This window comes from Cupriavidus sp. 01L43, from assembly GCF_056399925.1.
Map to the genome: position 1 here is coordinate 141736 of NZ_JBFTSH010000004.1, position 12637 is coordinate 154372.

Annotated in this window: 7 protein-coding genes; 4 read left to right on the plus strand and 3 right to left on the minus strand. The window is 70.2% G+C overall.

Features of this window, described 5'->3' with window-relative positions; all coding sequences use genetic code 11:
- The first annotated feature begins 52 nt into the window (after window positions 1-52).
- Window positions 53-5620: a trifunctional serine/threonine-protein kinase/ATP-binding protein/sensor histidine kinase gene (locus AC1DP9_RS09495; protein WP_477107181.1), complete on the plus strand. Its 5568-nt coding sequence runs from the start codon at window positions 53-55 to the stop codon at window positions 5618-5620.
- A 208-nt stretch (window positions 5621-5828) separates the two neighbouring features.
- The gene (locus AC1DP9_RS09500) at window positions 5829-7346 is read left to right on the plus strand and encodes an MFS transporter (protein ID WP_092294814.1); all 1518 of its coding nucleotides are present in this window, start codon (window positions 5829-5831) and stop codon (window positions 7344-7346) included.
- Here AC1DP9_RS09500 and AC1DP9_RS09505 read toward each other — a convergent pair.
- The gene (locus AC1DP9_RS09505) at window positions 7338-7913 is read right to left on the minus strand and encodes a hypothetical protein (protein WP_477107182.1); all 576 of its coding nucleotides are present in this window, start codon (window positions 7911-7913) and stop codon (window positions 7338-7340) included. The two genes, AC1DP9_RS09500 and AC1DP9_RS09505, sit on opposite strands and share 9 nt — an antisense overlap.
- A 214-nt stretch (window positions 7914-8127) precedes the next feature.
- On the opposite strand from AC1DP9_RS09505, the gene AC1DP9_RS09510 reads away from it, so the two are divergent.
- Together AC1DP9_RS09510 and AC1DP9_RS09515 are read left to right on the plus strand one after the other, a co-directional pair.
- On the plus strand, window positions 8128-9273 hold the full coding sequence (locus AC1DP9_RS09510) for an FAD binding domain-containing protein (RefSeq protein ID WP_092294810.1): 1146 nt from the start codon (window positions 8128-8130) through the stop codon (window positions 9271-9273).
- A gap of 78 nt (window positions 9274-9351) precedes the next feature.
- Window positions 9352-11109: a dipeptidase gene (locus AC1DP9_RS09515; protein WP_477107183.1), complete on the plus strand. Its 1758-nt coding sequence runs from the start codon at window positions 9352-9354 to the stop codon at window positions 11107-11109.
- Between the two features lie 64 nt (window positions 11110-11173).
- Here AC1DP9_RS09515 and AC1DP9_RS09520 read toward each other — a convergent pair whose 3' ends face one another.
- Together AC1DP9_RS09520 and AC1DP9_RS09525 are read right to left on the minus strand one after the other, a co-directional pair.
- Window positions 11174-11653 carry a nuclear transport factor 2 family protein gene (locus AC1DP9_RS09520; RefSeq protein ID WP_092294806.1) on the minus strand — a complete coding sequence of 160 codons (480 nt, stop codon included), beginning with the start codon at window positions 11651-11653 and terminating at the stop codon, window positions 11174-11176.
- A 121-nt stretch (window positions 11654-11774) separates the two neighbouring features.
- Complete coding sequence (locus tag AC1DP9_RS09525) at window positions 11775-12617, minus strand: class I SAM-dependent methyltransferase (protein WP_477107184.1); 843 nt, start codon at window positions 12615-12617, stop codon at window positions 11775-11777.
- Window positions 12618-12637 lie beyond the last annotated feature (20 nt).

Here is a 12637-nt window from a genome sequence, read left to right on the forward strand (position 1 = left end):
CGTTGTCCGCACCAGCCCCACCGGTGCGGCGGCCAGCAATAGACGCCTCACGATGACGCCGTACGACACAAGCCAGGCCGCCGCAGTATCGCTGGACGAGTACGCCCTCACGCCGCTCTGCCACAACGGCATCGTCGCGCTCTCGCGCGGCTTCCACGTCGAGGATGGCAGCACCCTGCTGGTGGCGCACGCGGCGTCGGTACTCACCGAGGGCGAGGCCGTGCGCCGGTTCCACAATGAATTCGGTCTCGTCGCCCTGCTGCAACCGGCCTGGGCGATGGTGCCGCGCGCCTGCGTGCAGTACCAGGGCGGCGTGGCACTGGTGTACGAGGACACCGGCGCGGTGCCGCTGGCGAACTTGCCGCCCGCGCCGCTGCCGGTGACACGGCTGCTGTCCGTTGCCGAGAGTGCCAGCCAGGCCCTGCGCGCCGCGCACGAGGCGGGGCTGATCCACAAGGCGATCATGCCGTCGGCCCTGCTCGTCGACGCGCACGGCCGGTGCCGGCTCACGCGCTTCGGGCTGGCCGCCGCGCAGCAGTGTGACATCGCCGACGCGCTGGCGCCCCACACGCTGGCCGGGAGCGAGGGGCTGGCCTATATGTCGCCCGAGCACACCGGCTGCACCCGCAACGGGCTGGACGCGCGCAGCGACCTCTATTCGCTCGGCGTGGTGCTCTACCGCCTGGCCACGGGCCAGCTACCGTTCGCCGCGCGCGATCCGGCCGACGCCAACGAGTGGATCCACGCCCACGTGGCCAGCGAACCGCTGCCGCCCCATCGGCTGGCGGCCGGCGTGCCGGAAGCGCTGTCGCTGCTGATCATGAAGCTGCTCGACAAGCGCCCGAGCCGGCGCTACCAGTCCGCGGCGGGGCTGGAAGCGGATATCCGGCGTTGCCGGGCCGCGTGGAGCACGCTCGGCCGCATCGACGTCTTCGAACTGGGCCGCCGCGACCAGCCCGCCGAACTCGAACTGCCGGACCGGCTCCACGCCCGCGACGCCGAGCTGCGCGAACTCGCCGAAGCCTACGCGCACGTCGCCCTCACGGGCCAGCATGCGCTGGTGACGGTAAGCGGGCCGTCCGGCATCGGCAAGTCCGCCCTGATGCGGGCGTTTGTCGATGGCCTGCGCCAGCAGCAGGTCTGCTGCGCGGTGGGCAAGGCCGACCAGTTCCGGCACGAGACCCCCTACGCGGCTATCGCGGAAGCCTTCCACGGGCTGGTCATCGACATCCTCGGCCAGCCCGAGGAGCGCGTGCGCCACTGGCAGGCGCGCGTCAGCCACGGCCTGGGCCCGTATGCGCGCACCGCCGTGGGCATCGCGCCCGCGCTCGCGGCGCTGACCGGCCCGCTGCCCGCCCCGCCGAGGGGGAGCGGCGCCGATACGGCCGTGCATTTCGATCTGGCGATGCGCAACCTCGTCGGCACGTTCGGGCTGCCGGAGCGTCCGCTGGTGTTGGTGATCGAGGATTTCCAGTGGCTCGACCCATCTTCCCGGCAGCTACTGGCGCGCCTGCTGGACTGCGCCACGCCGCTGCCGCTGCTGCTCGTGGGCAGCACGCGGGCGGCGGGCGATGCGCTGGGTCAATCAGACGGTCGATCGGAAGATCCCCCACAAGATCGCCCGCAGGACCACCACCTCGCGCTGCAACCACTCGACGTGGAGGCTGTCGGCGCGCTGCTGGCCGAAACGCTGCGCGCCCGCCGCCGCGACCTCCAGCCGCTGGCGGGACTGGTCCACGCCAAGACCTTCGGCAACCCGTTCTTCGTCGGCCAGTTCATCAAGACCATGGTCGATGACCGGCTCGTCACCTACTCGCCCGACGAGGGCAGCTGGCAGTACGACTTCCAGCGCATTGCGCAGCACGCCTACACCGACAACGTCGCCGACATGGTGCTCCAGCGCCTGGAGCGGCTGCCGCCGCGCACGCGCCAACTGCTCGGCGGCATGGCGTGCCTGGGCCGGCAGTCCGACGTGGCGCTGGTCTGCGCCGCGTTCGAGGTGGAGGAAGGGGCGCTGCACGCCCTGCTGGCCCCGGCGCGCGCCGCCGACGCCATCGGCCTGCAGGAGCCCCACTACGTGTTCTCGCACGACCGCGTGCAGGAGGCCGCCCACGCGCTGCTGACGCCCGAGGAGCGCGACCGCGTGCACCTGCGCGTAGGCCGGCTGCTGCGCGATGCCTCCGATACGGCCGAAGGCACCCTGCGCGACGACACCCTGTTCCGCGCCACCGAGATGCTGGCGCAGGTGGTGGAGCTGATCACCGATGCCGACGAGGCCATCCAGTCCGCGCGGCTGAGCCTGGCCGCCGCCACGCGCGCACGCCGCGCCATCGCCTATCCGGCCGCGCTGGACGCCGTCACCGCCGGCCTCGCCTTCGTGCGCACCGCGCGTGTGCAAGGCCATGCCGGTGCCGGCGAGGTGGAATTCGCGCTGCTGCGCGAGCGCTGCGCGTGCCTGCTCCAGCAAGGCCGGCTACCGGAGGCGCTGACGCTGGCCGAAACGCTGCTCGATGCCGACGCGCCCGCCCGCCAGCTCGCCGAGGTCTACCGGCTCAAGACCGAACTGCATACCCGGCGCTCGGAGAACGCGCTGGCGGTGGAAACGGCCATCCGGGGGCTGCGGATGTTCGGCATTTCGCTGTCCGCGCATCCATCGGCAGCGGACGCCAACGCCGCCTACCGGGCCATCGGGGCGCGGCTGGATCGCCCTGGACTCAAGGCGCTGGCGCACCTTCCGCAGATGTCGGACCCCGATGTGAAGGCGGCCATGGCGCTGCTGGCCGCGCTCTCCGTGCCCGCCAGTTTCGTCGACGAGCACCTGGTTTTCCTGGAGCTGTGCGAGATGATGTGGCTGACGCTCGCGCACGGCATCAGCGGCCCGTCCACCGCTGCGCTGGGCTGGCTCGGCGTGCTGGTCTGCCACCGCTTCGCGGCCTACGAGGACGGCTTCCGCTACGGCGAGATGGCGCGGGAACTGGTCACGCGGCATGGCTACGTCGCGTATGAAGCCCGCACGCTGCTGCCGCTCGACCAGCTCAGCGTGTGGACGCAGCCGCTGGGCTACTCGACCGACTGCGCCCGGGCGGGCTTCGCGGCCGGCGTCGCCAACGGCGACGTGACCACGGCGTGTTTCCTCTGCTGCCATCTGGTGAGCAACCGGCTCGCACGCGGCGACACGCTCGACGAGGTTTCCGCCGAAATCACCAGCGGACTCAACTTCGTGCGGCAGACCGGCTTCCACGACGTGGAAGCCATCCTGCTGCTGCAACAGCGCTTTGTCGACGGGCTGCGCGAAGCCGAATTCCCGCTCGGCGCCGACGCGCCCACCGCGCTCGACGGCCACGACCTCGCCCGCACGCCGGCGCGGGAGCGCATGTCCACGCTGGAGTTCTGGTACTGGCTCTATCGCGCCACGCTGCAATACCTGGCTGGCAGGCACGCCGAAGCCGCCGCGAGCCTGGAGACGGCCGGGACGCTCGCGTGGTCCGCGCCGGCCCATATCCATCAGGTCGATTTCCATCTCTATCGCGCGCTGACGCTGGCCGCCAGCACGCCCGACGCGGCGGCGCGCGCCACGCTTACCGAGGACGCCAGCAAGCTGCGCCGCTGGGCCGACGCCAATCCGCTCACCTTCACCGACAAGGCGCTGCTCGTGGAAGCGGAGCTGGCGCGGCTCGATGGCGACGGACTGGGAGCGATGACGCGCTACGAGCAGGCCATCGCCCACGCCACGGCGCACGGCTTCGTGCACACGGCCGCGCTGGCGCACGAACGCGCCGGCCACTACTGCATGGCGGCCGGCCTGACCACCGCCGCACGCGGCCACCTGCGCGCGGCGCATGACCGCTATCGGCAATGGGGCGCGACGGGCAAGGCTCGCCACATGGCCGCCACCTACCCGCAATTGTTCGACGCGGGGCGTGGCCCGGCCTATGTGCTCGCCAACGGCAAGCGCATCCGCGACGTGGAAAGCGTGATCCGCGCCTCGCGCGCGCTGACCGACGAGATCCGGCTCGACAAGCTGGTGGACACGCTGATGACCATCACGCTCGAATACGCCGCCGCGCAGCGGGGGCTGCTGATCCGCCTCCATGGCAAGGCGCCGATCATCGAGGCGCGCGCCCACACCTCGCCCGCCGGTATCCGCGTGCAGCTGGCGCAGGGCGCCCCCGCCGCCGATGACCTGCCGATGTCGATGTTCCACACCGTCATCCGCACCGGCCGACCGGTGATGGTGGGCCACGCGACCGGCACCAACCCGTTCGGGCTCGACCCCTACTTCGCGGCCCACACGCAGTGCGCGGCCATCTGCATCCCGATGTCGCGCCACAACACGCTGATCGGCGCGCTGTACCTCGAAAATCGCCTGCTCGGCGACGGCTTCACGCCCGAGCAGACCGAGGTGCTCGAACTGATCGCCTCGCAGGCCGCTATTTCGCTGCGCACGGCACGGCTCTACGAAGACCTGCTGGCCGAGAACGACCGCCGGCAGCAAGTGGAACGCGCCCTGCGTGCGAGCCAGGCCTCGCTGAGCATGGGCGAGAGCGTCAGCCACACCGGTAGCTGGCGCTGGGACCTGCGGCTGCAAGCGATCTCTTGCTCCGACGAGATGCGCCGCATCTTCGAACTCGACACGGCGCGCGCCCACTTCGCGCTGGAGGATTTCGGCGCCCGGATGCATCCCGACGACCGCGCCGCCGCGCTGCACACCATCGTCCAGTGCGTGTCCGACAAGGTGCCCATCCACCTGGAGTACCGCATCGTGCGCGGCGACGGCGCGGTCCGCCATGTGGAAGGCATCGGCAAGCCGCTGGTGACGGACGGCGAGATACTCGAGTACGTCGGCACGGTCACGGACGTGACCACGCGCCGCCATGCCGACGACGCGCTGCGCAACGCGCAGGCCGACCTCGCGCGCGTGGCGCGTGCCACCACGGTGGGCCAGCTCACGGCCTCCATCGCCCACGAGATCAACCAGCCGCTGATGTCCATCGTCTCGAACGCCGGCGCAAGCCTGCGCTGGCTGGCGCGCAGCAAGCCCGAGATCGAGTATGCGCGCGAGGGCCTCCAGGCCATCGCCAGCGAGGGGCAGCGCGCCGGCGACATGATCCGCAGCCTGCAGGGGCTTACGCGCAACGCCGCGCCCGTGCTGGCCGAGGTGGACATGCACGAGTCCATCCTCCATATCCTCGCCATCTCGCGCAGCGAGATCGAACGCCGGCAGGTGTCCGTGCAACTGGCGCTGCATGCCGACGCCTTCTGCGTGTTCGGTGACGGCGTGCAGCTCCAGCAGGTGCTGCTGAACCTCGTGGTCAATGCCGTGGAGGCGATGGGCGACATCACCAACCGCGCCCGCCTGCTGACGATGGGCACGCGCATCGCCGGCGACAACATGCTGGAAGTCAGCGTTTCGGACACCGGGGCGGGTCTCGACGAGGGCGCCATCGACCAGGTGTTCGAGCCGTTCTACACGACCAAGGAGAACGGCATGGGCATGGGGCTGGCCATCTGCCGCTCCATCGTCGAAGCCCACAAGGGCCGGCTCCGCGCCACGGCGCGCACGCCGCACGGCACCGAGTTCTCGTTCACGCTGCCGCTGTGTTGGCCGCTGGGCGGGTGAGGGACCGGAGCGCCAGCCGCCGCACATTCCAGACATTCCATACCCGGGGATAGTCGTCACAAACCGATGCACAGGCGCCCCCATGCGCGGGGACGAGTGTGCTGGCGGCGGGACACGCCTAAGCTGGAGACCTGCCGGATGCCGGCCTGATCCCCGGAGAGATGTATGTCCCGAATCGCCTTCCCCTTCACGCTTCCTCTTGCGCGGCATGCCGGCTGACGCGGTACCGCTGGAGGCGCTCCCCGAGCTGTCCCGGGCGCGCGTGCAGTGGCTGGGCCTCGCGCTGGGCTGCGCAACGGGCGTGGACTTCGTCGCCACGTCGATGCTCGCCACCGGGACGCTCCACATCCGCGCCGGCATCTACGCCACGCCCGACGACTTCCTGTGGTGCCTGACCGCGTATGCCGGTGCGGCCATCGTCGCCAACCTGCTGACGCGGCGCCTCGCCGACGATCTCAGCTACCGCGGCTTCACGCTGCTCGGCCTCGTCATCGCCTTCGTCGGCTGCCTGCTGTGCGCCGCGTCGTCCAACGTCGCGGAGCTGTCCGCGGCACTGGCGGTGCAGGGGCTGGGCGCCGGCGGGCTGTTCTCGGCGTCGCGCGTGTTGATCCAGCTGATTGCCACGCCGGCGGAGCGCCCACGGCTGCTGACGGGCTTCGTGATTGGCACGATTGGCCTGCCGGCGATTGCGCCCTGGCTGACCGCCACGCTGATGCTCGACACCGGCTGGCGCATGATCTTCCTCGTGCAGGCGCTGCTGGCCGCGCTGACGGCCCTGTTCGTGTTCTGCGTCTACCCGCACCGCGCCCGCCCGCCACGCACGCCGGACCTCGACGACGTGGCCGGCATGGACTGGCTCACCGTGCTGCTGGTCGGCGCCGGCGCGCTGGTGCTGGTGCATGGCCTGGCCTCGCTGCGGCTCTATGCCACCGGCGACTCCCTGCGCGTGGCCGCCGCGCCGCTGGCCGGTCTGGTCGTCGTCGTGCTCGCCTTCATCCGGCTGCACCGCGCACCGGACGCCTGGCTCAGCCCGCGCCGCCTGAACGGCCGCCGCTACTTCACGGGGCTGGCCTATTACTCGATCTTTGCCTGCCTGAGTGGACTCTGGACCTTTACGGTCTCCAACGTGATGCAGCTCGGCCTCGGTTTCACGTTCGAGACCACCGGCATGGTGCTGACCCTGTCGGCGCTCGGCGGGCTGGTGGCCGGCGTCGCCTTCATGCTGATGGGATCGCGCCTGCCCGGCGCGCGGCGCTACCTGGCGCTCGGCTACGGCATGACGGCGGCGGCGGCGTGGCTGTTCGCCACGCGCCTGTCGGACGGGCTGCCCGTCTCCGCCGTCCTGCCAGCGCTGCTGCTGCAAAGCGTGGCGCTGCCGTTCACGCTGATCCTCGTCGCCAAACTCACCTTCATGGAGACCTCGCTCGAGGACTTCCCCCACGCGTACCAGTTCAAGAACATCCTCCGGCAGGTGGCGCTGATGGGCGGCACCGGACTGGCCGGGCAGTGGCTGCAGGCCGGGGAAGCCGTGGCGCGCACGCACCTCATTGGCCGTGTCACGCCCTACGGGCTGCCCGCCCCGCTCGACGCCACCGCGCTGGCCACGCTGTCGCAGTTAATCGACCAGCAGGCCGTGCTGGTGGCGTCGGCGAACATGCTGGCGGTGGTCGCCGTCATCTGCCTGGGCATCGCTGCCGTCGCCATCTGGCAGCGCGCGCTACGCTAGCGGCCTCTGGTTCGATACCACCTGGTCCTGCCCGGTCCGCGTACGCACGTCTACCGTCACGTACATCGACAACCCCACACGCAGCGGATGGGCGGCGAGTTCCGCCCGGTTCAGCGCGATGCGCACCGGCAACCGCTGCGGCGGCTTGATCCATTGGCAGATGGCGCCGTGGGCGGGTTGCGGCGTGAGCGCCGCACCGTTCCTTGCCGAGAATCCGGCCACCGTGCCGTGATAGCGCACCTTCGCACCATATGCGTCGGCGTACAACGTCACCGGCTGGCCGGCGCGCAGCCGCGCAAGCTGGTGCTTCTTGAACCGCGCATCGACCCACACCGCGTCTGATGGCACGCCCCGCGTGTCCGGGGCAACGATCGCCACCACTGCGCCGGCAGCGCGCGGCGCGGCATCCACGATCTTGCCGGCCACATAAGCGTCATCCGTGGATTCGAAATGGCGCCCCTCGATCCACCAGTGCCCGACAACGGCGGCGAGGCCCGCCATCGCACAGGCAGCGGCGCACGCGGCGGCAAGCGGCCGTCCCGCCGATGAACGCGACTGGATATTCATGACAACTCCTTGAATACGGGAACAGGACCCCCTCGGAGCGAATTGTTGGCACGCCGGTGCTGCGAGGATGGCGCGTCCGCCGGCTTTTTGTCGATTGGAACGCCGCTAGGGCGGGTGCCTATACCTTCGTGTCACACGCCGCAAACCTGTGGCCGATTGGCGGCATCCGGGCCCGCCCCTACGATGCGAAGACGCCTCCACCTCCCTGACGACCATGCATCCAACCTCCACCCCTCGCGCCGTGATCATCGGCGGCTCTCTCGGCGGCCTGTTCACGGCCCTCTGCCTGCGCGCCATCGGCTGGCACGTGGATGTGTTCGAACGCTCGCCCCAGGCGCTCGACAGCCGGGGCGGCGGCCTCGTCCTGCAGCCCGATGTGGCCGACGCACTCGGCTTTGCCGGCGTGCCGTTGCCCGAGGACTTCGGGGTGCCCTCGGGCGGCCGCATCTTCGTCACGCGTGACGGCGACGTGCGCCGCGTCTACATGCCGCAGACGCAGATCGCCTGGAACGGCCTGTACGGTCACATGCGGCAGGCGCTCGGCCCCCGCGCCGTGCATGCGGGCGAGACCTTCCTGGCGCTGCGCCAGCATGGCGCGCGCGTGACCGCCTGCTTCGCGTCGGGCCGCACGGAGACCGCCGACCTGCTCGTGGCGGCGGACGGGCCGCTCTCCACCGTGCGCGCGCAACTGCTGCCCGGCGCCGCACCGGCCTACGCCGGCTACGCGGCCTGGCGCGGCGTGCTGCCCGAGTCGGCCCTGCCAGACGCCACGCGCCAGCTCCTGCACAACAACTTCGCCTTCGAGGAAGGGCACGGCCACCAGTTGCTGACCTACCTGATTCCCGGCGAGAACGGCGAGACCGCCCCGGGGCAGCGCCGGCAGAACTGGGTCTGGTATCGCCCATTACCAAGCGGCCCGGCGCGCGACGCGGCGCTGCGGGACCGCGTGGGGCACCAGCACCTCCATTCGCTCCCGCCGGGCGTCATGCGCGACGGCGAGATCGATGGCCTGCGCCACGCGGCGGTGCGCGACCTCGCGCCGGACCTCGCCGCGCTGGTCACCGGCACGCCCGATCCCTTCCTGCAACTGATCCACGACTACGAGGCCCCGCGCATGGTGTTCGGCCGCGTGGTGCTGACCGGCGACGCGGCCTTCGTCGCACGCCCCCATACCGGCGCCGGCGCGGGCAAGGCGGCCGGCAATGCGGTGGCGCTGGGGCGTGCGCTGCACGCCAATCGCGGTGGCATCGACACCGCGCTGTCCCAGTGGGAGCGCACGCAGCTGCCAGCTGGCGCGCAACTCGTGCGCTGGGGCATGGCACTGGGCACCCGCATCATGGGCCGGCACGACGCCGCCTGACCCCCGGCGCGGTCGACGCGGGCGATGGAGGCGCTGCTATCATGCGCATCCATCACAAGACCCGTACGAGAGACATCGATGAACCGCCTGCCTGCCGTGCCGACCTCCCCCCTGCGGGCCGCCTTGCTGGCTGCCTTGCTCGCCCCGCTGCTCGCCATGTCGATCCCCGGCGCGGCGCTGGCCGAGACGCTGGCCAAGCCCGCGCTGGACCATCTGGTCGCCAGCCAGTCGGCCAAGCCGCCGGCCAGCTTCAACGCCTTCCTGACCGCCGCCGTGAAGACCGAGCCGAAGCTGGCCCCGGCCGTGCGGGCCTACCGGGCGAAGAAGCCGCTCAAGGGCGACGATCTCGTCAACATCGGCCGGCTGCTCGGTGTCTATAACCGGCTCCACAACGAAACCACCGTGCTGGACAGCATCACCGAGATGGTGGCGATCCGCACCGTGCGCGACGAAAAGGTGCCGCAGCACGAAAACCCCGCCATCATCGCGTTCGGCAAGGTGGTCGAACGCATGGCCCGGGACTTCGGCCTGACCTATCGCAACGTGGACAACCGCGTGTTCGAGGTGATCCTGCCCGGCACCGGCGCGGACACCTTCGGCATCCTCACGCACGCCGACGTAGTGCCCGTGGTGGCCGACGAATGGGTGCTCGACGATGGCACCAAGCTCGACCCGTTCAAGGTGACCCGCGTGGGCGACTACCTGTACGGGCGCGGCACCATTGACGACAAGGGTTCGATCGCGGCGGCAATGTACGCGATGAAGACCGTGCGCGAAAGCGGCGTGCCGCTGGCCCGCACGATCCGGCTGATGATCGAAACCACCGAGGAAACCGGCGGCGACGGCATGAAGTACTACCAGGCGCACACCACGCTGCCGGCGTACAACATCGTGCTGGACAGCAAGTACCCGGCGGTGGTGGCCGAGAAGGGCTCGGGCGCGCTGACGGTGCGCTTCGCGGACCGGCCGATGGACGGCAAGGCCCCCGCCATCGTGGCAATGGCTGGCGCGGCGTCCGCCAACGCGATTCCGCAGACCGCCACGGCACGCATCACGGGCGGCGATCCGGCCGCCGTGGCTGCCGCGCTGGAGAAGGCGCGCGAGCCGTTCATCGCCCAGCATGCCGCGCAGGGCAAGTTCTCGATCGACGTGACACCGGGCGCCGGCGGCGTGGACGTCAAGGTGACCGGCTCGTCGGCCCATGGCTCCCGGCCCGAAGAAGGCGTGAACCCGGTACCGCGCCTGGCGCTGTTCCTGCAAGGCGCCGGCGTGCCGTTCGCGGACAACCAGTACGCGCGCGCCATCCGCTACCTCGGCGACCTGTACGGCACCGGCTATCTGGGCGAGAAGATGGATGTGGGCTATCGGGACGATTTCATGGGCCCGCTGACGATGTCGCCCACGCTGATCCGCGAGCGCAACGGCAAGCTTGAAGTCACCGCCAACGTGCGTATGCCGCGCGGCGCCACCCCCGACGAACTGCGCGCCCGGGTGGCGACCAGGATCAACGCCTGGGCCAGCGCCACGCAGACGGCGGTCGAGATCCAGCACGACCAGGGCAACTGGATGGCGCGTGACCCCAAGGGCGCCTGGCTCTCTACCCTGCTGAATATCTACGGCGACACCACCGGGCTCGAAGCCAAGCCGGTGCCCACGGCCGGCAGTACCACGGCCAAGCTGATGCCGAACGCCATCAACTTCGGCCCGGCCATGCCCGGCAAGAAGTACACCGCGCACAACGCCAAGGAGTACAAGGAAGTGGCCGACCTGAACCTGGACATGCAGATGTTCACCGAGATGCTGGTCCGCATCGGCAATCTGGACACCATGCAGTAAGCCGGCGCCGGCAGATGCGGGCGGGGCGCGATGCCGCTTCCGCCCCCTGCCGGCTTTTACTCGCTTACAGCCCCAGGTCGCTCAGGCTCGGGTGGTCATCGGGGCGGCGGCCCAGCGGCCAGTGGAACTTGCGGTCCGCCTCGCGCATCGGGGCATCGTTGATGCAGGCAAAGCGCCGCTGCATCAGACCGTTCTGGTCGAATTCCCAGTTTTCATTGCCATACGACCGGTACCAGTTGCCCGAGTCGTCATGCCATTCGTACGCAAATCGCACCGCGATGCGGTTGCCATCGTGCGCCCACAACTCCTTGATCAGCCGGTAATCGAGCTCCTTCTGCCACTTGCGCGACAAAAAGGCCTCGATCGCGGCACGCCCCGTGACGAACTCCGCCCGGTTGCGCCATTGGCTGTCGACGGTATAGGCCAGCGCCACGCGCGCCGGGTCGCGACTGTTCCACCCATCCTCGGCCCCCCGGACCTTCTGGGCGGCGCTCTCGCGGGTAAAGGGCGGAAACGGCGGACGGGATTCGGGTTGGGTCGACATCGAAGCTCCTTGACGATGGGTTGGCTAGCGCCGGAATGAGACAGATCTGTCTACTATCGTGGAGTAGACAGATCTGTATGTCAAGGAGATTTTCGGGAGGTGGGCGACCGCGCCCGCCCCCCTACCGCTTCGTCGCCACCACCTCCAGGTACTCGCTCGGCACCACCATCGAATCCTTGCCGGCCACGTTCAGGCTGTTGAGCAACGTGGTCAGGTCGGCTTCCAGTGCGCTGGCCTTGTCGGCCGGCAGCGAGGCGAACGCCTTGTGGACCGGGCCGTACCACGTGCGGAACACCTCGATAAAGTGCGCCGCCGAGCGATAGCGGAAGTTGAACTGGCGCGGCGTCACGCGGACATCGACCCCATGCGGTGCGAACAGCGTGCGCAGGTGCTCCTCCACCCCCCATTTGGACGGCGGCGACACCCCCGCCGGAGGCGGCACGTAGGCGCCCAGCGTCTTGAACATCTGGCCGACGAAGCCCTGCGGCGTCCAGTTCGCCAGCCCGATGCGGCCGCCGGGCCGGGTCACGCGCGCCATCTCGGCGGCGCACTTGGGCTGGTCCGGGGCGAACATCACGCCGAAGGTGGAGAGCACGGCGTCGAAGCTCGCGTCGTCGAAGGGCAGCGCCTCGGCGTCGGCCTGCTGGAAGGAGACCTCCAGCCGCTCGGCCTTGGCGCGCTCGGCGCCGCGCTCCAGCAGTGCGCCGACATAGTCGGTGGACGTCACGATGCAGCCACGGCGCGCCGCCGCCAGCGTGGCGTTGCCGTTGCCGGCGGCCACGTCGAGCACGCGCTCGTCGCAGCGCAGGTCGCAGGCTTCAGCAAGCTGCTCGCCCACGATCTGGAGCGTGGTGCCGATCACGGCATAGTCGCCGCTGGCCCAGGCCACCTGCTGGCGGCCTTTCAGGGCGGCAAGGTCGGGCGAAGTCGCCGGGGCAGCGGCAGCGTCGGGGGTAGTCGTCATGATGGGAGTCTCCTGATTGT

Bases quoted from the DNA above. Each gene is read 5' to 3' on its own strand.
- AC1DP9_RS09525 (WP_477107184.1), bottom strand. From the start codon at position 12,617: ATGACGACTACCCCCGACGCTGCCGCTGCCCCGGCGACTTCGCCCGAC.
- AC1DP9_RS09515 (WP_477107183.1), top strand. From the start codon at position 9,352: ATGAACCGCCTGCCTGCCGTGCCGACCTCCCCCCTGCGGGCCGCCTTG.
- AC1DP9_RS09505 (WP_477107182.1), bottom strand. From the start codon at position 7,913: ATGAATATCCAGTCGCGTTCATCGGCGGGACGGCCGCTTGCCGCCGCG.
- AC1DP9_RS09520 (WP_092294806.1), bottom strand. From the start codon at position 11,653: ATGTCGACCCAACCCGAATCCCGTCCGCCGTTTCCGCCCTTTACCCGC.
- AC1DP9_RS09495 (WP_477107181.1), top strand. From the start codon at position 53: ATGACGCCGTACGACACAAGCCAGGCCGCCGCAGTATCGCTGGACGAG.
- AC1DP9_RS09500 (WP_092294814.1), top strand. From the start codon at position 5,829: ATGCCGGCTGACGCGGTACCGCTGGAGGCGCTCCCCGAGCTGTCCCGG.
- AC1DP9_RS09510 (WP_092294810.1), top strand. From the start codon at position 8,128: ATGCATCCAACCTCCACCCCTCGCGCCGTGATCATCGGCGGCTCTCTC.